The organism is Streptomyces sp. NPDC030838, from assembly GCF_055572035.1.
The window spans coordinates 199,431-222,321 of record NZ_JBVIED010000006.1 but is presented as its reverse complement, the minus strand read 5'-3'; the positions used below and the strand labels follow the sequence as shown (position 1 = coordinate 222,321).

General features: G+C 70.8%; 25 protein-coding genes. 8 read left to right on the top strand and 17 right to left on the bottom strand.

Translation table 11 applies throughout. From position 1 onward, the window contains the following. The first annotated feature begins 15 nt into the window (after positions 1 to 15). From ACZ42A_RS18595 to ACZ42A_RS18570, 6 genes are all read left to right on the top strand, one after another. Complete coding sequence (locus ACZ42A_RS18595) at positions 16 to 474, top strand: RrF2 family transcriptional regulator (protein ID WP_365767736.1); 459 nt, start codon at positions 16 to 18, stop codon at positions 472 to 474. A 117-nt stretch (positions 475 to 591) separates the two neighbouring features. Then, positions 592 to 693 carry a putative leader peptide gene (locus ACZ42A_RS18590; RefSeq protein WP_468528276.1) on the top strand — a complete coding sequence of 34 codons (102 nt, stop codon included), beginning with the start codon at positions 592 to 594 and terminating at the stop codon, positions 691 to 693. A 152-nt stretch (positions 694 to 845) separates the two neighbouring features. Continuing rightward, complete coding sequence (locus ACZ42A_RS18585; protein WP_468528275.1) at positions 846 to 1,958, top strand: ABC transporter substrate-binding protein; 1,113 nt, start codon at positions 846 to 848, stop codon at positions 1,956 to 1,958. A gap of 15 nt (positions 1,959 to 1,973) precedes the next feature. After that, positions 1,974 to 2,786, top strand: coding sequence for an ABC transporter ATP-binding protein (locus ACZ42A_RS18580; protein WP_468528274.1), 813 nt, complete (start codon positions 1,974 to 1,976; stop codon positions 2,784 to 2,786). Then, a complete protein-coding gene (locus tag ACZ42A_RS18575) occupies positions 2,773 to 3,672 on the top strand; it encodes an ABC transporter permease (protein ID WP_468528273.1) in 900 nt (299 codons plus the stop codon). The genes ACZ42A_RS18580 and ACZ42A_RS18575 overlap by 14 nt, the downstream gene beginning before the upstream one ends. 104 nt (positions 3,673 to 3,776) lie before the next feature. Then, the gene (locus ACZ42A_RS18570; RefSeq protein WP_468528272.1) at positions 3,777 to 4,250 is read left to right on the top strand and encodes a hypothetical protein; all 474 of its coding nucleotides are present in this window, start codon (positions 3,777 to 3,779) and stop codon (positions 4,248 to 4,250) included. Here ACZ42A_RS18570 and ACZ42A_RS18565 read toward each other — a convergent pair. Next, on the bottom strand, positions 4,201 to 4,674 hold the full coding sequence (locus tag ACZ42A_RS18565; RefSeq protein WP_468528271.1) for a carboxymuconolactone decarboxylase family protein: 474 nt from the start codon (positions 4,672 to 4,674) through the stop codon (positions 4,201 to 4,203). The genes ACZ42A_RS18570 and ACZ42A_RS18565 overlap by 50 nt on opposite strands. Positions 4,675 to 4,860: 186 nt before the next feature. On the opposite strand from ACZ42A_RS18565, the gene ACZ42A_RS18560 reads away from it, so the two are divergent. Beyond that, a complete protein-coding gene (locus ACZ42A_RS18560; RefSeq protein WP_468528270.1) occupies positions 4,861 to 5,922 on the top strand; it encodes a right-handed parallel beta-helix repeat-containing protein in 1,062 nt (353 codons plus the stop codon). A 47-nt stretch (positions 5,923 to 5,969) separates the two neighbouring features. After that, entirely contained in the window at positions 5,970 to 7,010 is a 1,041-nt protein-coding gene (locus ACZ42A_RS18555) for a methyltransferase (protein ID WP_468528269.1), read from the top strand. Positions 7,011 to 7,101: 91 nt separating this feature from the next. Here ACZ42A_RS18555 and ACZ42A_RS18550 read toward each other — a convergent pair whose 3' ends face one another. The 16 genes from ACZ42A_RS18550 to ACZ42A_RS18475 all read right to left on the bottom strand — a co-directional run bounded on the left by ACZ42A_RS18550 (position 7,102) and on the right by ACZ42A_RS18475 (position 22,771). Next, positions 7,102 to 7,434, bottom strand: a complete 333-nt coding sequence (locus ACZ42A_RS18550) for a TcmI family type II polyketide cyclase (RefSeq protein ID WP_468528268.1) — start codon at positions 7,432 to 7,434, stop codon at positions 7,102 to 7,104. 20 nt (positions 7,435 to 7,454) lie between these two features. Further along, complete coding sequence (locus tag ACZ42A_RS18545) at positions 7,455 to 7,934, bottom strand: SRPBCC family protein (RefSeq protein ID WP_468528267.1); 480 nt, start codon at positions 7,932 to 7,934, stop codon at positions 7,455 to 7,457. A 1-nt stretch (position 7,935) separates the two neighbouring features. Next, positions 7,936 to 8,193 (bottom strand): acyl carrier protein, encoded by a 258-nt coding sequence (locus ACZ42A_RS18540; protein ID WP_468528266.1) that lies wholly within the window; start codon positions 8,191 to 8,193, stop codon positions 7,936 to 7,938. A gap of 27 nt (positions 8,194 to 8,220) precedes the next feature. Continuing rightward, positions 8,221 to 9,474: a ketosynthase chain-length factor gene (locus ACZ42A_RS18535; RefSeq protein ID WP_468528265.1), complete on the bottom strand. Its 1,254-nt coding sequence runs from the start codon at positions 9,472 to 9,474 to the stop codon at positions 8,221 to 8,223. Continuing rightward, positions 9,471 to 10,739 carry a beta-ketoacyl-[acyl-carrier-protein] synthase family protein gene (locus ACZ42A_RS18530; protein ID WP_468528264.1) on the bottom strand — a complete coding sequence of 423 codons (1,269 nt, stop codon included), beginning with the start codon at positions 10,737 to 10,739 and terminating at the stop codon, positions 9,471 to 9,473. Before ACZ42A_RS18530 ends, ACZ42A_RS18535 begins: the two co-directional genes overlap by 4 nt. Further along, a complete protein-coding gene (locus tag ACZ42A_RS18525; RefSeq protein ID WP_468528263.1) occupies positions 10,736 to 11,197 on the bottom strand; it encodes a cupin domain-containing protein in 462 nt (153 codons plus the stop codon). Before ACZ42A_RS18525 ends, ACZ42A_RS18530 begins: the two co-directional genes overlap by 4 nt. A gap of 67 nt (positions 11,198 to 11,264) precedes the next feature. Further along, complete coding sequence (locus tag ACZ42A_RS18520) at positions 11,265 to 12,419, bottom strand: SchA/CurD-like domain-containing protein (RefSeq protein WP_468528262.1); 1,155 nt, start codon at positions 12,417 to 12,419, stop codon at positions 11,265 to 11,267. 156 nt (positions 12,420 to 12,575) lie between these two features. Beyond that, positions 12,576 to 13,262 (bottom strand): class F sortase, encoded by a 687-nt coding sequence (locus tag ACZ42A_RS18515; RefSeq protein WP_468528261.1) that lies wholly within the window; start codon positions 13,260 to 13,262, stop codon positions 12,576 to 12,578. 120 nt (positions 13,263 to 13,382) lie between these two features. Beyond that, positions 13,383 to 13,991, bottom strand: coding sequence for a hypothetical protein (locus ACZ42A_RS18510; RefSeq protein ID WP_468528260.1), 609 nt, complete (start codon positions 13,989 to 13,991; stop codon positions 13,383 to 13,385). Between the two features lie 270 nt (positions 13,992 to 14,261). Continuing rightward, complete coding sequence (locus tag ACZ42A_RS18505; RefSeq protein WP_468528259.1) at positions 14,262 to 15,917, bottom strand: FAD-dependent oxidoreductase; 1,656 nt, start codon at positions 15,915 to 15,917, stop codon at positions 14,262 to 14,264. A 276-nt stretch (positions 15,918 to 16,193) separates the two neighbouring features. Beyond that, complete coding sequence (gene metF, locus ACZ42A_RS18500; RefSeq protein WP_468528258.1) at positions 16,194 to 17,093, bottom strand: methylenetetrahydrofolate reductase [NAD(P)H]; 900 nt, start codon at positions 17,091 to 17,093, stop codon at positions 16,194 to 16,196. Continuing rightward, complete coding sequence (locus ACZ42A_RS18495) at positions 17,090 to 18,103, bottom strand: carbohydrate kinase family protein (RefSeq protein WP_468528257.1); 1,014 nt, start codon at positions 18,101 to 18,103, stop codon at positions 17,090 to 17,092. The genes metF and ACZ42A_RS18495 overlap by 4 nt, the downstream gene beginning before the upstream one ends. A 1-nt stretch (position 18,104) precedes the next feature. Then, complete coding sequence (gene metK, locus ACZ42A_RS18490; RefSeq protein ID WP_468528256.1) at positions 18,105 to 19,268, bottom strand: methionine adenosyltransferase; 1,164 nt, start codon at positions 19,266 to 19,268, stop codon at positions 18,105 to 18,107. 67 nt (positions 19,269 to 19,335) lie between these two features. Next, positions 19,336 to 20,736, bottom strand: coding sequence for an NDP-hexose 2,3-dehydratase family protein (locus ACZ42A_RS18485; RefSeq protein ID WP_468528255.1), 1,401 nt, complete (start codon positions 20,734 to 20,736; stop codon positions 19,336 to 19,338). Further along, complete coding sequence (rfbB, locus tag ACZ42A_RS18480) at positions 20,733 to 21,707, bottom strand: dTDP-glucose 4,6-dehydratase (RefSeq protein WP_468528254.1); 975 nt, start codon at positions 21,705 to 21,707, stop codon at positions 20,733 to 20,735. The genes ACZ42A_RS18485 and rfbB overlap by 4 nt, the downstream gene beginning before the upstream one ends. Beyond that, complete coding sequence (locus ACZ42A_RS18475; RefSeq protein ID WP_468528253.1) at positions 21,704 to 22,771, bottom strand: glucose-1-phosphate thymidylyltransferase; 1,068 nt, start codon at positions 22,769 to 22,771, stop codon at positions 21,704 to 21,706. Before ACZ42A_RS18475 ends, rfbB begins: the two co-directional genes overlap by 4 nt. Positions 22,772 to 22,891 lie beyond the last annotated feature (120 nt).

The window sequence follows — 22,891 nt, the reverse complement described above, 5'->3', positions numbered from 1 at the left end:
CGGGATAATGGCCGTATGCGGATCTCAGCCAGGGCGGACTACGCGGTACGTGCCGCGCTACAGCTCGCCGCGTCACGGGACGACGGGCCACTCAAGGCCGAGGCGATCGCGGCCGCTCAGGACATTCCGCACAAGTTCCTCGAAAGCATCCTGAACGACATGCGCCGCGGCGGCCTGGTGCTCAGCCAGCGCGGCGGCAACGGCGGCTACCGGCTGGCCAAGCCCGCCGAGTCCATCAGCATCGCCGACGTCATCCGCATCGTGGACGGGCCGCTGGTCTCGGTCCGCGGGGTGCGCCCCCCGGAGCTGTCCTACACCGGCCCCGCCGAGTCCCTGCTGCCCCTGTGGATCGCGCTGCGGTCCAATGTGCGGGAAATCCTGGAGGGCGTATCGCTGGCCGACGTGGCATCGGCCCAGCTGCCTGCGGATGTGTCCGCCCTGACCCATGCCCCGGACGCCTGGGTGAACCCCTGATCCCGAAGTATGGGATAGCAACGTCCACCATATGAACTCCCCCTTGGGGCAGGGGCGTCCTTCTGCCACGATCCCTAGCAACCAGGTAGGAAAACTAGGAATCCGTGGGGGGTGGCCATGCGAACGCTCAGCCACACCGTCCTGCTCCTGCCTCTGCTGACCTCGCGTCGCCACATCGACCTCGGCCGCATCTCCAGCGCCATCTGTCGCTTCGCCTGAGACCTCCGCAGCACCACCGGTCCCACACCCAGCACCGCTGCGCCCCGCTGCCCCGCCCCGCCCCCTATCCGCTGGTGGCCGGGTCGGCACACCCACGCCCCTCCGCCGACAGCGGCCCCCCGATCACCACCCCATCCTGAGAGGACACCTCTGTGTCTGCCGCACGACCGCTCTCCACGCTGCGCACCCTCGCCGCCATAGCGGCGCTCCCCCTTCTGCTGACCGCCTGCGGGTACGGCTCCGAGTCCCAGTCCCAGGACGACAACCGGCAGGCCGAGGTCGCGGCAGACGCCGAGAAGCTCTCCGCCGACGAGGTGCGGATCGGCTACTTCCCCAACCTCACGCACGCCACCGCCCTGGTCGGCCGCGAACAGGGCTTCTTCCAGAAGGAGTTGGGCGGCACGGAGGCGAAGTACGCGACGTTCAACGCGGGCCCGTCGGAGATCGAGGCGCTGAACTCGGGGTCGATCGACATCGGCTGGATCGGCCCGTCCCCGGCGATCAACGGCTACGTCAAGTCGGGCGGCAAGAACCTCCGCATCATCGGCGGTTCGGCGTCCGGCGGAGTGAAGCTGGTCGTCAACCCGGACAAGATCAAGTCCCTGAAGGACGTCAAGGGCAAGAAGATCGCCACCCCGCAGCTCGGCAACACCCAGGACGTGGCCTTCCTCAACTGGATCGCCGAGCAGGGCTGGAAGGTCGACGCGCAGAGCGGCAAGGGCGACGTCTCCGTCGTCCGCACCGACAACAAGGTCACCCCTGATGCCTACAAGTCCGGTTCCATCGACGGCGCGTGGGTGCCGGAGCCGACCGCGTCGAAGCTGGTCGCCGAGGGCGCGAAGGTGCTGCTCGACGAGTCCGATCTGTGGCCCGACAAGAAGTTCGTGATCACGAACATCATCGTGTCCCAGGACTTCCTGAAGAAGCACCCGGACGTCGTCGAGGCCGTACTGCGCGGCGCTGTGAAGAGCAACGAGTGGATCAACGCCAACCCGGATGACGCGAAGGCCGCCGCCAACGAGGCGCTGAGGCGGGACTCCGGCAAGGCGCTGCCCGCCGAGGTCATCGACCCGGCCTGGAAGTCCATCACGTTCCTCGACGACCCGCTGGCCGCCACCCTCGACACCGAGGCCGAGCACGCCGTACAGGCCGGCCTGCTGGAGAAGCCCGATCTGACGGGCATCTACGACCTCACCCTGCTCAACAAGATCCTCGAGGCCGAGGGCAAGGCAGCGGTCGACGACGCCGGTCTCGGCGCCCAGTAACGACCACCGGACCCGATGACTTCCCAGGAGGTGACGACCATGGCCACCGCGTCAGCCCCGGCCAAGGAACACACCACAGCCGGGCGGCACGCCGCCCGGATCGAACACGTCTCGAAGTCGTTCCCGGGCCCCGGCGGGCAACAGCTCGTGCTGGACGACATCAGCCTCGATGTCGCGCCGGGCGAGTTCGTCACCCTCCTGGGCGCCTCGGGCTGCGGCAAGTCCACCCTGCTCAACCTGGTGGCCGGCCTGGACCGGCCGTCCGCGGGGTCGATCGCCAGGGACGGCCGCCCCGCCCTGATGTTCCAGGAGCACGCCCTCTTCCCCTGGCTGACGGCCGGTCAGAACATCGAGCTGGCGCTGAAGCTGCGCGGGGTCGCCAAGGCCGAGCGCCGACCCGAGGCGGAACGGCTGCTGGAACTCGTCCGGTTGAAGGACGCGCACCGCAAGAGGGTGCACGAGCTGTCCGGCGGAATGCGCCAGCGCGTGGCGATGGCACGTGCGCTCGCCCAGGACAGCAGGCTGCTGCTGATGGACGAGCCGTTCGCGGCGCTGGACGCCATCACCCGGGACGTGCTGCACGACGAACTGACCCGGATCTGGGCGGAGACCGGCCTGTCCGTCCTCTTCGTCACACACAACGTGCGTGAAGCGGTCCGGCTGGCGCAGCGCGTGGTCCTGCTGTCGTCCCGCCCGGGCCGTATCGCCCGCCAGTGGACGATCGGGCTTCCGCAGCCGCGCCGCATCGAGGACACCGCGGTCGCCGAGCTGTCCGTCGAGATCACCGAAGAACTGCGTGGGGAGATCCGCCGTCATGGCCAGCACTGACACGTCCGCCGACGCACCCGTCAAGGGCGGCAACGACCTGGCCGGCCTGGAGGCCGGGCTCGACGCCCTCGACTCCGTCCAGGTCAGCCGTACGCCGCTGCGCGAGACCCTGGTGCGCAAGGTGCTGCCGCCCGTCCTCGCCGTCACGTTGGTGCTGGTGGTCTGGCAGCTGCTGGTGTGGGCGAAGGTCGCACCCGACTACAAGCTGCCGTCGCCGGGGGCCGTGTGGGGCGAGGTCGAGACGGCCTGGCTCCAGGGCACCCTGCTCGACTACATCTGGACGTCCGTCTCGCGCGGCCTCCTCGGCTTCCTGCTCGCGCTCGCCATCGGCACCCCGCTTGGCCTGCTGGTGGCCCAGGTGAAGTTCGTCCGGGCGGCGATCGGGCCGATCCTGTCCGGGCTCCAGTCGCTGCCGTCGGTGGCGTGGGTGCCGCCCGCCGTGATCTGGCTCGGGCTCAACGACTCGATGATGTACGCCGTCATCCTGCTCGGCGCGGTCCCGTCCATCGCCAACGGTCTCGTCGCGGGCATCGACCAGATCCCGCCGCTGTTCCTGCGCGCCGGGCGGACGCTGGGCGCGACGGGGCTGCGCGGGGCCTGGCACATCGTGCTGCCGGGGGCGCTGCCCGGTTATCTGGCGGGCCTGAAGCAGGGGTGGGCGTTCTCCTGGCGGTCGCTGATGGCCGCCGAGATCATCGCCTCCTCGCCCGATCTCGGCGTCGGCCTCGGCCAGTTGCTGGAGAACGGGCGGAACAACGCCAGCATGTCGCAGGTGTTCCTGGCGATCTTCCTGATCCTGCTGGTCGGCATCGCGATCGACCTGCTGGTCTTCAGCCCGCTCGAGCGGCGGGTGCTGCGCGGCCGCGGTCTGCTGGCCAAGGGCTGACGGCGGCCGCGTTCGCCGGCGCGGCCGGTCTTGTGACACTGCTGTGACCGAACGAGTGGCGTCCACCACAGCTCAGTCCCCGCGTGTCCTGGTGAGGTGGCGGCGTGACGCTCCTCCCGGTCTTCGTGGCGCTCGTGGTCGGGCAGGTCGCGCTGCGCGGCTTCCTGACGTATCCCCGCCTGCCGCGGTGGGCGAAGACCGGCGCTCTGTGCTCGGCGCCGGTCGCCGCCCTCGCCTGGCTGGCCGTCATGACGGCGGACGACGCCTTCCTGTTCCCGGAGACCGCTCCGTGCCCCGCCGAGCCCCTACGGAAGGGCGTCATCGGAGACGGTGCCGTCCGGGGCGTCTCCACGGCGTTTCCCCCGAGCGCGTACTGCCGGTGGGAGGACGGCACCACCTACGACCTGGCCACCGGCCCCGAGCTGCTGTTCTGGGTGTGCTTCTCGGTGGCCGCCGTATCCCTGGCCCTGGGGCTGTGGCACGCCCTGCGCCATCCGGAGGCACTGCTCCGGCAGGTGCCGCGGGCGGTCAGGCGAACTGGCCGACCTGGTAGTCCCCGGCGGGCTGCTGGACGATGACGTTCGCCCGGTTGAACGCGTTGATGAGCGCGATCAGGGACATGAGCGCGGCGAGCTGCTCCTCGTCGTAGTGCTTGGCGGCACTGGCCCACACCTCGTCCGAGACCCCGCCGGCCGCGTCCGCGATCCGGGTGCCCTCCTCCGTCAGCTCCAGCGCGGCGCGCTCGGCCTCGGTGAAGACCGTGGCCTCCCGCCAGGCCGCGATCAGGTTGAGCCGCACCGCCGACTCACCGGCGGCGGTGGCCTCCTTGGTGTGCATGTCGGTGCAGAAGCCGCACCCGTTGATCTGGCTCGCGCGGATCTTCACCAGCTCCTGCGTCGCCGCGGGCAGCGACGTCTTCGCGATCGCCTGGCCGGCCGCGACGAAGTGCTTCAGGACCGCGCCGGCGACGGGGCTGGTGAAGATGTTCAGACGAGCACTCATGGTGTTCTCCTCTGCCGTTTCGGTTGGCTGCACCCGTATGACGGAGCGACCCGGCAGGGATGTGACAGGAACGAATGTGACCTGTGTCTCCCGCAAGAGCCCGCGGAGGGCGGCACCCCGGGCACGACACGCCATCGGATGGATCAACCGGGAGGTTCCTGATGTCTCGCTCTTACCGTTCGGAATATGAAGAAATGCCATATCACGTATCTGGCGTGCACCGCCGCGCTGATCGGTGTGGGCCTCGGCGCGGCTCCGCCCGTCGCCGACCACCACCGGACCGACATGGTCTTCCCGGGGGAATCGATTCAGCAGGCCGTCGACGCGGCCAAGCCCGGGGACACCGTCCTCGTGACCCCCGGCACCTACCGGGAGAGCGTCAAGGTGAGCACCCCCGGGCTGACCCTGCGGGGCATGGGGCGCGGCACCGTGATCCAACCGGGCACGGACAAGGCCGCCAACTCCTGTGCCAAGGGCGGCAACGGGATCTGTGTGGTGGGTAAGAAGGACCGCCGCGTCAAGGACGTCACCATCGCCTCCCTGACGGTGACCGGCTTCGCCAAGAACGGGGTCTTCGCCTTCGCGACCGACCGGCTCACCGTGCGGAACGTGACGAGCGTGAAGAACGGGGTGTGGGGCATCGCCCAGGAGCGCTCGGTCCGCGGCGTGTTCCGCAAGAACACGGCGCGGGAGAACGGCGACGCGGGCCTGTTCCTCGCCAACACGGTCGACGCCGAGGAAGGCGCCGTGGACTCCCGGGGCGCGGTGGTCGAGCACAACCGGCTGGAGGGCAACCGGATCGGGCTCACCGTCCGGCGGCTGCGCAACCTCACCGTCGCGGCCAACCACGTGACCGGCAACTGCGCGGGCATCTTCGTCGTCGGCGACGAGAACAAGCCGCGGGCCGGCGCCCTGACCGTGCGCGACAACCACATCGTGCGGAACAACAAGTCCTGCCCGAAGACCGCCCGCCTGGCCGCCCTGCAGGGGTCCGGCATCGTCCTGACCGGCGCCGAGGACACCCTGGTGACGCGGAACGTGATCAGGGACAACGCCGGCGACTCCCCGCTGTCGGGCGGCATCGTCCTGTTCAAGAGCATGGTGGGCACCACCAGCGAGCGGAACCGGATCACGGACAACACGCTGGCGAACAACTCCCCGGCCGACCTCGTGAACACGGACACCGGCAAGAACAACACCTTCGAAGGCAACTCCTGCGGGGCCTCCAGGCCCGCGGGCCTGTGCTGACCGGCCGGCCGAAGCCGTCCGCGGAACCACTGGAAGGAAGGCGGCACATGACGACCGCACAGACCGCCCCACCGCCGTCCATGCGGCTGAGGGAGCTCGTGTTCGGGGCGGCGTGTGCCGCCGCCCTCCGCGCGGCGGCCCGGCTGGGCGTCGCCGACGCACTCGGCGACTCCCCGCAGGCCGTGGAGGACCTGGCGGCGGCGGTGAAGACCGAACCGCAGCCGCTGCGACGGCTGCTGCGCGCCCTGTCCTGCTACGGCGTCTTCGCCGAGCGGCCGGACGGTACGTTCGCACACACCGACATGTCCCGGCTGCTGCGCGAGGACGACCCGCACAGCCTGCGGGCCATCACCCTGTGGTGCACCGAACCGTGGACCTGGGACGCGTGGCCGATGCTGGACGAGGCGGTGCGCACCGGTCACAACGTCGTGGAGGACCTGTACGGCAAGGAGTTCTTCACCTACCTCAACGAGGACGCCCCGGAGTCGGCCGACGTCTTCAACCGGGCCATGACGACGTCCAGCATGCAGTCGGCGCGGGACGTCGCGCAGTTCCTCGATCTGTCGGGGAGCTCGTCGGTCGCCGACATCGGGGGCGGCCAGGGACACGTGGTGGCCAGCCTGCTGGAGAAGTACCCGTCGCTCCACGGGACCCTGCTCGACCTGCCGCGCGTGGTGGAGAACGCCGATCCACGGCTGCGGCCGGGAGGCGCGCTCGCGGACCGGGTGCGCATCGTGCCCGGCGACTGCCGGATGGAGATCCCGGTCCGGGCCGATGTGTACATCATCAAGAACATCCTGGAGTGGGACGACGACAGCACCGCCCGGACGCTGCGCAACGTCATCGCGGCGGGCGGCCCCGGAGCGCGGGTCGTGGTCATCGAGAACCTCGTCGACGACACCCCGTCGATGAAGTTCAGCACGGCCATGGATCTGCTGCTGCTCCTCAACGTCGGCGGGGCCAAGCACACCACCGAGAGCATGGTGGGCCGGCTCACCGGCGCGGGACTGGTCATCGACGACGTCCGGCCGGTCAATCCGTACCTGCACGCGTTCGACTGCACGGTCCCGGATCACCACGCCCGTTGAGGGGATCCCGGCCGTGAGGGGAGCTACCGGACGCCGGTCGCCGGCCACGCATCCTGCGCGTGTCCGGCGACCGGCGAGGGGAATGGACGGCTCAGGCGGTGGCGTCCCGGTCCCAGCGATAGAAGCAGTTCGCCATGGCGTCCTTCGGGGAGCGCCAGGTCGCCGGGTCGTACGCGGTGACGTACGCCGACAGGCGCTCGCTGATGTCCTGGAACTCGGGGTGCCCGGCCATCTTGGCGATGGCGGGTCCGGGGTCCCGTTCCGCCTCGATGAGGTGCAGGTACACATCACCGAACTGGAACAGACTGCGCCCGGACACCCCGATGAGATGAGGGAGTTCACCACGGTCCGACTCCGCGAACACCTTGGCGATGTCCGGGGCCGACCCGGGGGCCATCCGGGCGACGATCAGGGTCTGGTGCATGGTCCTGTGCTCCGTCCCGTTCAGTCGGTCAGGGTCGGCACGGGCTCGCGCTCCCCGGCGGCCTGCTCGATGCGGTCCCGGATCAGGGCCATCTGGACCTTGGAGTTCCGGTTGATGTTGTCGGTCATCCAGACGTCGTCGACCGGTGCGTCGGGCTTCATCGCGAAGTCCTGGGTCCACACCATCCGGGTTCCCTCCGGCACCTTCTCGTACTGCCACCGGATGTTCATGTACGCGAAGGGGCCGGTCTCGACGCGGCGAGCCGTGACGGAGAGCGTGTCACGGTCCGTTTCGCGTTCGGATACCCAGCTCCACACCTTGCCGTCCTTGTCGGGGTGCATGGTGAGCCGGAAGGTGGTCTTGTTCCCCTCCCGGGACAGGATCTCCACCGACGCGTACTCGCTGAACAGGTCCGGCCAGCTCGCCACGTCGTTGGTCATGTCCCAGACGAGGTCGACCGGCGCGGCGATGACGATCTCGTTCTCCGTGTGCCCGGCCATCTCAGGCTCCCGCCGGCAGCGCGCCGTTGACGAGGTCCAGGAACTGCCGCGGGGTCTTGGAGCGCTCCGCGTCCGGCGGCATGGGCGCGCCGTACCGGTTCTCCAGCTCGCCCACGATGCCGAGCAGACCGAGCGAGTCGATGCCGAAGGAGTCGAACCCGGTGTCCTGCTGCAGCTCGAGTTCCTGCGGGGGAACGGTGACTCCGGCGGCCTTCTTCATCAGTTCGGCGAGTTCTTCCACGGTAATGCGGTCACTCATATGGTTTCTCCTTTGCTCTGTGACGCCTCACTGCACGGCGTCGGCGGTGCCGCGTCGCAGCACCAGGGCCGAGTTCGACCCCATCAGCCCCCGGCTGAGGACCAGCGCCGTGCGCGGCCCGGAGGCGCGCGCCCGGCCGGTCACCAGGTCGAGGTCGTGGCAGATGTCGAACACATTCGGGGTGGGCGGGACGACGCCCTGCTCCATCGCGAGCACCGCCGCCGCGACGTCCAGCACCGGCGCGGCGCAGTAGCCGCGACCGATACCGGTCTTGGGGGCGGTGACCGGCACGCGTCGGCCGTGCGCGCCGAGGGCGTCGACGATGGCCAGCGCCTCCGCGCGGTCCGCCTCGGGCACGCCGAGGGCGTCGGCGAAGACGACGTCGATCTCCTCGGGGGCACAGCCGGCCTCCTCCAGGGCGCCCCGGGCGGCCTGGGCCAGCCCGTCCCTGGAGCGCTCCCAGCGGGAGGCGCCGGTGAAGGTCGACGCGTGTCCCGCCACGAAGGCCCGCACCGGCGCGCCTCGTTCCAGCGCCGCGATCTCGTCCTCCACGACGAGCATGGCGCCGCCCTCCGCGGGTACGAATCCGCAGGCCGCGGCGGTGAACGGGCGGTAGGCGCGCGCCGGGTCGTCGACGGTGCTCAGCTCCGGGTAACCGAGCTGGCAGACCACCGAGTAGGGGGCCAGCGGGGCCTCGGTCGATCCGGCCACGATCACATCGGTGCCGCGCCGGACGGCCCGCGCCGCGTGGGCGAGGGCGTCCAGTCCGCCGGCCTCGTCGGCGGCGACCACACCGCAGGGGCCCTTGAAGCCGCGGCGGATGGAGATCTGGCCGGTGCTGGCGGCGTAGAACCAGGCGATGGACTGGTACGGCCCGACGAAGCGGCTGCCTTTGCCCCAGAGCTGTTGCAGCTCCCGCTGGCCGAACTCGCCGCCGCCGGAGCCGGCAGCGGTGACCACGCCGACCGAGAACGGCGAGCCGTCGGTGTCGGCGCGGGCGAGGCGGGCGTCGTCGAGTGCGAGGTCGGCGGCGGTCATCGCGAAGTGCGTGAACCGGTCGGTCTGGACCAGGTAGCGCTCCTCGATCGCCGCCGACGGCTCGAACTCCCGGATCTCACCGGCGACCCGCAGCGGCAGGTCCTCGCATCCCTCGCGGGTGACCCGGTCCAGGGCGCTTATGCCCTCCTTGGTGGACTTCCAGAAGGTCTCGGTGGTGGTTCCGTTGGGAGCGACCACGCCGATTCCGGTGACGGCCGCGCGCCGTGGATAGGGTCCGCTCATGGTGTTTTCTCCCTCGGCCGGGTCAGGACCACCGCGGACTGGAAGCCGCCGAACCCGCTGCCCACGGAGAGCACGCTGTTCAGTCTCCGTTCGCGGGCGACACGCGGGACGTAGTCCAGGTCGCACTCCGGGTCCGGGGTCTCGTAGTTCGCGGTGGGCGGCACGACCTGGTGGGCGAGGGCCAGCACACAGGCGACGACCTCGATCGATCCGATCGCGCCGAGGGAATGGCCCACCATGGACTTGATGGAGCTCATGGGCGTGTCGTAGGCGTGCTGCCCCAGGGCCCGTTTGACCGCGGCCGTCTCGTGACGGTCGTTCTGCTGGGTGCCCGACCCGTGCGCGTTGACGTAGTCGATCGCCGTGCCGTCGAGCCGGGCGTGGTCGAGAGCGAGTTCGATGGCCCGGGCCATCTCCAGGCCCTCTCGGGTCAGGCCGGTCATGTGGTAGGCGTTGCCGAAGGTGGCGTAGCCGCCGAGCTCGCAGTACACGCGCGCACCGCGGGCCCGCGCGTGTTCCAGCTCCTCCAGGACGAGGACGGCACCGCCCTCCCCCATCACGAACCCGTCGCGGTCCGCGTCGAAGGGACGCGAGGCGTGGGCGGGGTCGTCGTTGTTGGGGGACGTGGCCTTGATCGCGTCGAAGCACGCCATCGTGATCGGCGAGATCGGTGAGTCCGAGGCGCCGACGATGCACACCTCGGCCCGGCCCTCCTCGATCGTGTGGAAGGCGTACCCGATCGAGTCGAGCCCGGAGGTGCAGCCCGTGGAGACGGTCTGCACCGGTCCGCACGCCCCGAACCGCTCGGCCACCGTCGAGGCGAGCGTGCTCGGCGAGAACGCGCGCTGCAGATGCGGTTCCGCCTCCCGGTGGTCCACGTCCCAGCGCTGCCCGCGGTGGCTGACCAGGACGTAGTCGTGCTCCAGCCGGGTGGTGCCGCCGACCGCGGTGCCCAGGGAGACCCCGACCCGCCAGGGGTTCTCCCGGGCGAGGTCGAGGCCGGAGTCCCGTACCGCTTCGTCCGCGGCCACGAGCGCGAACTGGATGTACCGGTCGCAGCGTGCGATCTCGTCGGGCTCCAGCCCGTGGGCCACCGGGTCGAAGTCGCACTCGGCGGCGATCTGCGACCGCAGGCCGGACGGGTCGAAGAAGGTGATGCCCCGGGTCGCGGTGCGTCCGTGGGACAGCAGGTCCCAGAAGGCCGGGACGCCGATGCCGCCAGGTGCCACGACGCCTATGCCGGTGACCGCTACGCGCCTGGTCATGATCGGACCTGCCGTCGTTCGGCTTCCCGGCCGTCGCCGTCGAGGGCTGCCTCGGCGGCGACCGGGACGGCGTCGCTCTCCTCGGTGTCGACGTGGCCGAGCGGCGGGCTCGGGGCCAGCGGGCCGAGGTGGAAGACGATCCGGGCCTCGACGTTGCCGACGTTGCGGAAGCGGTGCCGCATGTAGGCGGGGATCATCAGCCCCTGCTCGGGCTGGAGCGGGTGGGGTTCGCCGTCCAGGTCCACCTCGAGCTGCCCGCACACGACGTAGACGAACTCCTCGGAGTACGGGTGGTAGTGCTCACCGATGCGGTCTCCGGGCTGCACGATGGCCACGCCCATGAAGCCGCTGGTGGACCCGACGGTGGCCGGGGTGAGCATGGCCCGCAGATCGCCACCGCGCCGGGTGTTGGGCTCGACCTCGCTGAGATGCACGATTCTGGGATTGGCTTTGATCACGGCTTTCCTCCGATCGGGTACCGCTTCGACACTGCGGCGTGGCTGGGGCGGCGCGGGCGCCGAGGCATCAGGCTTCGGGAGCGCGGCGGTCGGTGACGAGGTTCATTCGGGCGAGGGTGAGCAGGCGGGCGGCGCCTCCGCCGAGCAGCGCGGACGCGTCCGCGCCGAGAGCCTCGGCGTCGAGGAGTGCCAGCAGTTCGTCCGCCTGCCGGCGGTCGCCGAGGCCGAGCACGGCGCCGGGGTCGGCGTCGTCCCCGTCCTGTACGTCGATGAGCCGCATCACGACGTCGTCGCGCTGGAAGATGGTGCTGCGCAGCACCGGGCCCTGCGGAGCGTCCGTCGCCTCGTCCTGTTGGGCGAGCAGCTCGGCCAGACGCATCCCGCAGCCCTCCCGGGCCGGGTAGTACAGCGCGTGCCGCACGGCGTCGGCGGTCTCCCGGCCGGCGGTCACATGGTGGACGGCGGGGAGCGCCGCCCGGGTGAAGAAGGCGCGGGCGGACTCGGGGTCGTCGAGGTCCCGCTGCTGCTCCAGATGGGGGTTGATGGCCTCCTCGACCGCCCGTACCTCGGGCTGCCGGGCGACGTGGCGCAGCGCCGCGAGCAGATCGCCCCGTACCTCGATGGCGCGCACGACCCGGTTGCCGTGCATGAACAGGGAGGTGCGGCACAGCCGGGTGGTGTCGTCGACCCGGGATTCGGGTGAGGCGTAGCCGGCGAGGATCTTCGCGACGGTCTCCTCACTGCCCGGCTTGACGGTGAAGGTGAGGGCGTGGCGGATGAGGCCGTCACCGATCCTCGGGGCCGACTGGAGCCGGCGCTGTCCGCGATCGGCGTCCGTCGCCGGGCCGTCGGTCTCGCGGACGATGTGGAAGCGGAGCGACCTGGTGTCCCGGACGCAGCTGTGCAGCGGTGCCACCATCCGCACGTGCTCCTCGCTGTTCACCCAGGTCAGGAACGGCGGGGCGCTCTCCCACTCACTGGTGATGAGCCATTGGGAGGGGTTCTCGATGGACTGGCACAGCTGGTCGCTGACGTGTCCGGGGACGGACGCGACCTCACTGCAAAGCTGTTCGTAGGCCTCCAGGAACTGCTGCTGAGCACCGTCGTGGACGTCCACCAGCAGGACGACACGGAGCCTGGAGCCGTCGAACACGGACTGGGAGACACGCTGCGACATCTGGTGCGTCAGCGGTCCGGAAACACGTTCGGACGTGGTGGTCATCCTGCGCACATCTCCTTCGGCGGGCCGGGGTGAACGTCGGTCACGGTGAGCGACGTCGGCGTTCCTCGATCCTGTGGCCGTCCCCTGAGGAGCGCGACTTGTGTGCACTACGAGGGTGACTGGCCGCGGACACGGGAGGGGGAAAGCGGGTCGGGCTCAGACGAGGTGGGCGAAGACCACGAGGTTGTCGGTGTAGTCCTTCACCGTGCGGTCGTAGTCACCCGCACAGGTGATGAGCCGGGCCTCGGGCCGGTCGGCGTCGCCGTACACCCGCTCGTCGGGGAAGTTCTTCTTGTCGAATGTCTCCACGCTGTCGACCACGAAGGTCGCCATGCGGCCGTCCGCTCGCTCCACGTGGAACATGTCGCCTGCCTCGAGTTCGCCGAGGCTCACGAAGACGGCGGCAGACGTCTTCGTGTCGACGTGCCCGGCGATGATCGCCGTGCCGGTCTCGCCCGGCGCGGGTCCCCTGGCGTGCCAGCCGACGAGGTTGGTGTCGTCGGCGGGCGGAGCCTGGAGCTGTCCCGAGGGGCCGATGGCCAGCTCCGTGAAGGGGGCGTCGACCGAGATCTTCGGGATGAGCAGGCGCACGGGCTTCGATCGCGGCAGAGGCTTCCGCGTCCGCCCTTCCGGCTGGTACGGCTCCGGGACGGCCGGGGCCGACGTGCCGACCGGTGCGGCCTGCGGCGGACGGAGGGCGTCGGACGAGGTGTCGGTGCGGCCGACCGCACTCATGACGAGCACCAGGACGGCCAGGGTGGCCATCACCAGTACGCCGGTGCGGGACGACTGCGGGTTCGGGGCCGGCTCCTGGTCGACGGGGGAGGACGGACCGGCTGCCATCGGAGAACCACCTCACTAGGGCACGGCAGCTGAGCGAACGGAGTACCGGGAGATCCGGCCGGGGGCCGCCACGCGGCACGCGCGCGTGGCGGCCACCGCGGCTATCGCGGCCGGCATGGGTCAGGCCACGCTTCCGGCGGTCTTCCTGCGACGCACCACGTACAGGCCGGCGCCGGCGACGGCCAGGGCCGCCAGCCCGCCCGCGGTCACCGACGGTGCGGAGAGGCCGCCGCCACCCGTGTGCACCCCGCCGCGGGGCTTGTCGTGGTCGCTGCCCCACGAGTCCTTGCCGTTGTGCTCGCTGTCCTTGTAACCCGAGCCGCCGCTGTCCTTGTAGCCCGAGCCGCTGTCCTTGTAACCCGAGGAGCTGTCGCTGTCCTTGTAGGACTTGCTACCCCACTCGTCGTCGCTGTTCAGCGCGGTCAGCGCGCCGCCACCGGTGCGCATGCCGCCGCGCGGGGAGTCGTACGAGCTGTCCTTGTCGTAGTCCTTGTCGTAGTCGTCCTTGGAGTAGTCGTCCTTGGAGTAGTCGTCCTTGGAGTAGTCGTCCTTGGAGTAGTCGTCCTTGTCGTGGTCCTTGGAGTAGTCCTTGTCGTGCTCCTTGCTCTCTTCCTTGCTGTAGGAGGAGTCCTCGTGGTCCGAGCCGACGGCCGCGTAGGCGCCGGGCGCACCGAGAGCGAGGGCGGCCGAGGCCGCCGTGGCGGCCATGAGCATGCGAGCAGAGCGCATCTGACATTCCTTCCGCCGACGGTCGAGCAGCTGTCACTTGGTCAGCTGGCCTTACTCGACCGCGACATGCTCAACCGTCAGCCAGACGGCTCCGCGCCGCTACTCCGGGCGATCAGTCGGGTGAACCCGTCCGCCCACGGGGTCACGTGGTGCCGTCGCATGCGTCGGCTCGTCAACTTCCCTCGGTGTGGCGCGGCTGAGGGAGTGTCGGAACGGCGAAAGGAGCCGACCCGCTCGGCGCGGGTCGGCTCATTGGCCAGAAGTCCGAGGTCAGGCGAGTGCCAGCACCTCGGTCAGGACCTGACGCAGTTCCGAGGCGGCGTCCGGGACCGGACCGGACGCCCGCCAGGCGACGAACCCGTCGGGCCGGACGAGGACCGCGCCTCCGGGTGTCGTGCCGTGGCAGGCGGCCCAGTCCGCACCGTCCTCGGGCGCCAGCTCGGCGTCGGGTCCGGTGCCCACCCGGTAGGAGACCAGCGGCACGGACATCTCTTCCGCGACGCGCACGGCGGCCTCGTGCCAGCCGCTCGCGGCACCGGCGTCGCTGAGCAGGACCGGCGACTTTTCGTAGAGGTCGAGGGAGGAGATCCGTTCCCCCTGGCGGCGCAGCCACAAGTGGGGCGCCCTGCTGCCGGGTTCACCGGTCAGGGCGAGCCGCTCCGGGACTACGGGGCCCGACGGGTCGGTGCCGACCACGGCGCCCCGCGGGTAGCGGTAGCCCAGGGCCACGTCGAGGATGCCGCGCTGGGGGCCGCCGCCGGCCCCGGGCGACGGGGCGTAGCCGGGGTGGCTGTGCTCGACCGACCGCGCGGCGGCCCGGGAGCTGGTCGCCTCCGCCACCGGGCGGCGCTCGGCGTCGTATGTGTCCAGCAGCCCCTCACCCGCCCAGCCGCCGAGCACCGCGGCCAGCTTCCACGCGAGGTTGTGGGCGTCCTGGATACCGGTGTTGGAGCCGAAGGCCCCGGTGGGGGACATCTCGTGGGCCGAGTCGCCGGCCAGGAACACACGTCCCGCCTGGTAGCTGCGGGCAACCCGCTGGGCGGCGTGCCAGGGCGCCTTGCCGGTGAGCCGGACGTCCAGGTCCGGGACCCCGACCGCACGGCGGATGTGCTCGACGCACCGCTCCTCGGTGAACTCCTCGAGCGTCTCGCCGCGTTCGGGGTGCCAGGGGGCGTGGAAGACCCAGTTCTCCCGGTTGTCCACGGGCAGCAGCGCCCCGTCGGCCTCCGGGTTGGTCAGGTAGCAGACGATGAAGCGGCGGTCGCCCACGACGTCGGCGAGGCCACGGGAGCGGAAGGTGATGCTGATGTTGTGGAACAGGTCGCCGGGGCCGCTCTGCCCGATGCCGAGCTGCTCACGGACGGGGCTGCGGGGACCGTCGGCGGCGACGAGGTAGTCCGCGCGGATGGTGGTGTGCTCGCCCGTCTCGCGGCTCTTGACCACCGCGGTGACGCCGGTGGCGTCGGTGTCGAACGACATCATCTCTGTGCCGTAGCGCAGGTCGCCGCCGAGTCGTACGGCGCAGTCGAGCAGAACCGGCTCCAGGTCGTTCTGGCTGCACAGGCACCATGAGGCGGGGCTGAAGCGGGCCAGGCCGCCGCCCGGGTCGATCTCCCGGAACAGCCACTCCCCCGCGTCGCCGACCAGGGTGGGGGTCTGCAGGATGCCGTGGTTCTCGGCCAGCGTGGCGGCGGCCTCCCGGATCCCCGGCTCGGCGCCGGCCACCCGGAACAGCTCCATCGTGCGGACGTTGTTGCCGCGGCCCCGGGGATGGATGGAGGTGCTCGCATGGCGCTCCACCAGCGTGTGCCGCACCCCCAGCCGCCCCAGGAACAGCGAGGTCGACAAACCGACCAGGGAGCCGCCGACGATGAGGACCGGTACCTGATGGATCGTGGGGTCGGCTTGATCGGCTGTTTGGTTCATCACTCGCCTCCAGGCGCGTCGGGTCCGAGGATGTGGCCGGATACGGCCGGGACCTCCATGCATGCCCGGCGAGGCGTGGGACGCCTCAGTGTTCACCCGCTTAACCCGCCGGGTTCGCCGTGTCGGCGGGCAGGACCGGTCGTTCCCCCGTCGCCCCGCCCCGCTGCTCGCGGCGGCCCAACGCAAAAAAGACCCCGCGATCACCGCTGGATCCTCTACGAGGACCAGCGGTGATCGCGGGGTCAGGGGTGTCGGTACTCCGATCGCGCGCCCGTGTCAGTGGTGGGCGGCCGGTCGCAGGGCGGCCGAGCCCAGAACGTTCCGGTGGATCGCGAGCGCCGCCGTGGACCGGTTGAGGGTGATGTAGTGCAGCCCGGGGGCGCCTTCGCGAAGGAGTGTCTCGGCCATGGCCGTGGCGTGTTCCACGCCGATGCGCCGGCCCTCGGCGGGATCGTCGCGTGCGGCCTCCAGCCGATGCGCCAGGTCTTCGGGGAAGGCGGCGTGGGACAGCTCGGCGAACCGGCGGATCTGGCGTACGTCGGTGGCGGGCATGATCGCGGGAATGATGGGGACGTCGCAGCCGGCGGACGCCATCCGGTCGCGCAGCCGCAGATAGTCCTCGACGTGAAAGAACATCTGGGTGATGGCGTAGTCCGCGCCCGCCCGGCACTTGGCGACGAAGTGCCGGACCTCGCTGTCCCAGTCGGGCGAGCGCGGATGCCGCTCCGGGAAGGCCGCCACGCCGATCGTGAAGTCGCCCATGGAGCGGACGAGTTCGACGAGCTCGACGGCGTGGGTGAACCCCTGCGGGTGGGGCACCCAGGGGCCGTTCGGATCACCCGGCGGATCGCCGCGCAGGACCAGGACGTCGCGGACGCCCGCGTCGACGTACTGGCGGATGATGTGCCGCAGCTCGGCGACCGAGTGGCCGACGGCCGTCAGATGGGCCACGGGCCGTAGCGTCGACTCGGCCGCGACACGCCGGGTCACCTCGATGGTGCGGTCCCGTGAGGAGCCGCCGGCGCCGTAGGTGACGGAGACGAAGGCCGGCGCGAAGGCCTCCACGCGTCGGAGCGCGGCCCACAGGTCGGCGGCGCCCTTCTCGCTCTTCGGCGGGAAGAACTCGAAGGAGAAGGAGGGCGTGCCGTCGGCGAGGATGTCGCGCAGGGTCGTCATCGCCGGTCTCCGGCGGTGACGGCAGGTTCCGCGACGCCCGCGAGCAGCGGCTCGATCGCCGCCGCCGCGGCGGGGCCGTAGGTCCGGCCGACGCGGGAGAGCAGCTCGGCGGGGCGCAGCTCGTACTCCTGGCTGCCCACGGATTCCAGGGCCGCCGTGGCCAGTGCGCAGCCCAGTCGGGCCGCGTGCTCGCGGGGCAGTCCCCGCGCGATGCCCGCGAGGAAGCCGGCGCGGAAGGCGTCGCCCACCCCGGTGGGGTCGGCGATCGTACCGGCGGGCACCGCGGGGATGTCCAGCGGGGCGCCGGCGTCGGAGAGGATCGAGACACCGTCGGCACCGCGGGTGACGATCCAGACGTCGGCCCGCTTCAGCACGTCCCGTCTGCTCCAGCCGGTCCGCTCCATGAGCAGGGCCGCCTCGTACTCGTTGGTGAAGAGCCAGCGTGCCCCGTCCACCAGGCGTTCGATCTGGTCGGCGTCCAGCCGGGCCAGCTGCTGGGAGGGGTCGGCCGCCACGTCGATGCCGAGGGCGTGCGCCTCCTCGGTGTGCCGGAGCATGGCCCGCGGGTCGTCGGCGCCGACCAGCACCAGGTCCAGGGAGCCGACCTGGCGCCACACCTCGCCGAGACCGATCTCGCCGGCTTCGGCCATGGCACCGCCGTAGAAGGTGGCGATCTGGTTCTGGTCGAGGTCGGTGGTGCACACGAAGCGCGCCGTGTGCAGCTTCTCGCTGATCCGTACCGCTCTGGTGTCCACGCCCGCCGCCCGCAGCCGGCTGCCGTAGTCGGCGAAATCGGCTCCGGCGGCACCCACCAGCACCGGACGCAGGCCGAGCCGTGCCAGACCGAGGGCGATGTTCGGTCCGACGCCACCGTGCCGGATCTCCAGGTGGTCGGCGAGGAAGGACAGCGAGACGTGGTGGAGTTCCTCCTTGAGCAGCTGGTCGGCGAAGCGTCCGGGGTAGACCATCAGGTGGTCGACGGCGATCGAGCCGGTCACCGCGATCCGCATGTCAGCGCTCCACCGCGGTGCGCAGGGCGTCGACACGGTCGGTGCGCTCCCAGGTGAAGTCGGGGAGCTCGCGGCCGAAGTGGCCGTAGGCCGCGGTCTGGGCGTAGATCGGGCGGAGCAGGTCGAGGTCGCGGATGATGGCGGCCGGACGGAGGTCGAAGACCTCGTCGATGGCCTTCTCGATCTTCTCGGGCTCGACCTTGTGGGTGCCGAAGGTCTCGACGAAGAGGCCGACCGGCTCGGCCTTGCCGATGGCGTAGGCGACCTGGATCTCGCAGCGGGCGGCCAGGCCCGCGGCGACCACGTTCTTCGCGACCCAGCGCATCGCGTACGCCGCCGAGCGGTCGACCTTGGACGGGTCCTTGCCGGAGAAGGCACCGCCGCCGTGGCGGGCCATGCCGCCGTAGGTGTCGATGATGATCTTGCGGCCGGTCAGGCCGGCGTCGCCCATCGGGCCGCCGATCTCGAAGCGGCCGGTGGGGTTGACCAGCAGGCGGTAGCCGTCGGTGTCCAGCTTGATGCCGTCCTCCGACAGCCGCTTCAGCTCCGGTGCCACGACCGACTCCCGGATGTCGGGTGTCATCAGGGCGTCCAGGTCGATGTCCGCGGCGTGCTGGGACGACACGACGACCGTGTCCAGGCGGACGGCTCGGTCGCCGTCGTACTCGATGGTGACCTGGGTCTTTCCGTCCGGGCGCAGATAGGGGATCGTGCCGTTCTTGCGCACGTCCGACAGGCGCTTCGACAGGCGGTGGGCCAGGAAGACGGGCAGCGGCATCAGCGACGGTGTCTCGTCCGTCGCGTAGCCGAACATCAGGCCCTGGTCGCCCGCGCCGCCGGTGTCCACGCCCTGCGCGATGTCCGGGGACTGGGCGCCGATCGACACCGACACGCCGCAGGAGGCGCCGTCGAAGCCCTTGGCGGAGGAGTCGTAGCCGATCTCCAGGATCTTCTGGCGGACCAGTTCCGGTATCGGCGCGTAGGCCTTGGTGGTGACCTCGCCGGCCAGGTGCACCTGTCCCGTGGTGACGAGGGTCTCCACGGCGACGCGGGAGGAGGGGTCCGCGCGCAGCAGCGCGTCGAGGATCGTGTCGCTGATCTGGTCGGCGATCTTGTCGGGGTGACCTTCGGTCACGGATTCCGAGGTGAAGAGACGACGGGACACAACGCTCCCTGTTCACAGTCGGGATCGGCTGGTTTCACAAGCCGGTGGGTTGGGGGGACCAGGCTGCTCAGAGCTCCACCGCTCCGGTGTTCATGCAGGCCAGGAGGGTGCGCGCCTGGACGTTGACGTAGTGGCTGTGGCGGGTGAGGGCGGTCAGCTGGGCCGGGGTCACCCAGCGGTAGCCGGACGGCGCCGGCAGCGACGCGCCGGCGCCGTCCGCCTCGACGATCAGGTACCGGCTCTCCGCGTTCAGAAAGCGACCGCCCTCCTCGGAGTGCACGGCCTCGTACCGGATACGGGAGGGGGCGGCCGAGAGCACGTCGTCCAGGAACGCCGGACGGTCCGCCTCGGCCACGTGGGCGAAGTTGTCCGGCGCGCACTGGACCGTGGGTCCCAGCTCGACGGTGTCCTTGAAACCACCCTCGACCCGGGCGTGCGCCAGCACATGCGGCACGCCGTCGACGCGGCGGGTGAGGAAGGCCGCCACGCCCTGGCCGACCGGTTCGAACAACGGCTGCGACCAGCCGGTGACCTCGCGGTTGCCGGCCTGCACGGTGACGGCGACGACCCGGAAGTACCGGCCCGCCTCGTGACTGATGGACCAGTCGTCCCGCTGCCAGCCGGTGACGTCGCGCAACGGGGTGAGGGTCGCCCTCAGCTCGTGCCGGGAGCGTTCGTGGGTGAACCAGGAGAGCAGCTCCGCGTCGGAGTGCAGCGCCTGACGCTGGGTGAACATCCCGGGCAGGCAGGCCAGCACGGTGCGCGAGTCCATGTTGACGACATTGTCGCGGCGCAGCAGCTCGCCGAGCTGGCCGAGCGTCAGCCAGCAGAAGTCGTCGTGGAGCGGTACGTCCTCCTCGGTGAGCACGACCATGTTCCGGTTGCGTTTGCCGTGGAACCAGGAGCCGTGTTCGGACTGCAGGACGTCCGCGAGGGCCAGGCCACGCCCGGGCTCGGTGAAGTACTCCAGGTACCGGACGGCCGAGCCGCCGTGCACCTTCGTGTAGTTGCTGCGCGTGGCCTGCACGGTCGGGGACAGCTGGAGCAGGTTGGGGTTTCCCGGCTCCATCTTGGCCTGCATCAGGAAGTGCGGCACCCCGTCGAACTCCTTGGCCAGGATCCCGAGGATGCCGATCTCGGGCTGGTTGATGATGGGCTGGCGCCATTCGCGCACCGGCCCCGTGTCGGTACGGACGTGCAGCCCCTCCACCGAGAAGAACCGGCCGCTGCGGTGGACCAGGTTGCCGCTGTCCGGGGCGAACGACCAGCCGTCCAGCGCGGCGAAGGGGACGCGTTCCACCGAGAAGCGGTGGCGGCGCCCCCGCTCGGCCAGCCAGTCGGCGAACCGTTCGGTTCCGAGCTGGACCCCACCGGACCGTGAGCCGGCCGAGCGGGCCAGGGGGCGGGTCAGCCGGAGCTCGTCGCGGGGCCGCAGGAGCGTCGCGGTGCTCACCGTGCGCGTGCTCATCGCTGCCCGGCCCTGAGCGGCTTCCACCAGTCGGGGTTGTCGCGGTACCAGGCGACGGTGTCGGCCAGCCCCTGGTCGAAGGCGACGACGGGCTCGTACCCCAGCTCGGAGCGGAGCTTGGTGTCGTCCAGGGAGTACCGCTCGTCGTGGCCCTTGCGGTCGGCCACGTGGCGCACCATGGACCAGTCCGCCCCGCACAGCTCCAGCAGGCGTTCGGTGATCTCCAGGTTGGTGCGCTCGTTCCCCCCGCCGATGTTGTAGACCTCGCCGGTCTGCCCCTTGGTGAGGACCAGCTGGATCGCCCGGCAGTGGTCGTGTACGTGCAGCCACTCCCGCACGTTGGTGCCGTCTCCGTACAGCGGCACCGGTTCGCCCTCCAGCAGGTTCGTGACGAACCGCGGGATCAGCTTCTCCGGGTGCTGGTGGGGGCCGTAGTTGTTGGTGCAGCGGGTCACCGACACATCCAGCCCGTACGTGTGCCAGTAGGCGCGGGCCAGCAGGTCGGAGGCCGCCTTGGAGGCGGCGTAGGGAGAGTTCGGCGCCAGCGGCCACTCCTCGGTCCAGGAGCCCTCGGGGATGGAGCCGTAGACCTCGTCGGTGGAGATGTGCACGACGCGCTCGATGCCGGTCTCCAGGCAGGCGTCGAACAGCGTCTGGGTGCCGACGACGTTCGTGCGGACGAACTCGGCGGCGGCCTCCAGCGACCGGTCGACATGCGACTCGGCGGCGAAGTGCAGCACGGCGTCGTGGCCGGGCAGCACCTCCCGCAGCAGCGACAGGTCGCAGATGTCGCCGTGGACGAACTCCAGGCGGGGATGGCCGGCCGGGAGATTGTTCCTGTTCCCGGCGTAGCTCAGTACGTCCAGCGCCGTGACCCGGGTCTCCTCGAAGCCCGGGAACTCGCCGGCCAGCAGGGAGCGGACATAGTGCGAGCCGATGAATCCGGCGGCGCCCGTGACCAGGAACCTCATGCCGCCACCTCGACGGTCGTGTCGTCACCGACGACGAGCCGGTGCTGGGCGGGACGGTGGAGCGACGCCCCGATGCGGGAGCCGCGGCCGATGAGGGATCCGTGGAGCCCGGGTACGTCGCGGATCTCGGCGCCCTCCATCACGATGGACGCGGCCAGCCGTGAGTTGCGCAGGACGCAGTCCCGCCCCACGGAGGTGCCGGGACCCACGTGGCTGTCCTCGACGACCGAGCCGGCGCCCACGACGGCCGGCCCCTCGATCGTCGAGCGGGTGATCCGTGCCCCGGCCTCGATCAGGACGGTGCCCTCCAGCCGGCTGTGCGCGTCGACCTCGCCGACGACGGCCGGGCGCAGGGTCTCCAGCAGGTGCCGGTTGCACTCCAGCACGTCCTCGGCCCGGCCCGTGTCCTTCCAGTAGCCCTCGTACGGGGTGGCCTTGACCCGCTTGCCCCGGGTCACCAGCCACTGGATCGCGTCGGTGATCTCCAGCTCGCCGCGGTCGCTGGGCTCGATGGCGGCCACCGCCTCGTGAATGGCGGGCGTGAAGAAGTACACGCCGATCAGCGCGAGGTCGCTGCGCGGCGCCCGCGGCTTCTCCACGAGGCGCTCCACCCATCCCTCGGCGTCCAGCTCGGCGACGCCGAACGACCGGGGGTCGGCGACCTTGCACACGACGACATGGGCGTCCGGACGGTGCGCGGCGAAGTCCTCGGCGATGTCGGTGACCCCCTGCGGCAGCATGTTGTCGCCGAGGTACATGACGAAGTCGTCGTCGCCCAGGAAGGACCGGGCCAGCGCGACGCAGTGGGCCAGGCCGAGCGGCTTCTCCTGGGTGATGTAGGCGAGGTTCAGCCCGAGCCGCTCGCCGTTCCCGACCGCCTCCGCGATCTGGTCCCCGCGCTCGCCGACGATGACGCCGACGTCGGTGACGCCGAGGTCGCGGATGTTCTCCAGCACGTGCTCCAGCACGGGTTTGTTGGCGATGGGGATGAGTTGTTTGGGCATGGAGTAGCTGAAGGGGCGCAGACGGGTTCCGGACCCGCCGGAGAGCACCAGAGCTTTCATCGCGTTCTCTCCTCATGGGCTGCGAAGGGGGCCGCGCCGGGCCCGTGCCGGCGTACCGCCCTCCCCGGCCGCGAGAGGCTCGGCGGGAAGGGCGCGCGTCCTGGTCCCGGGCGGTGCCGC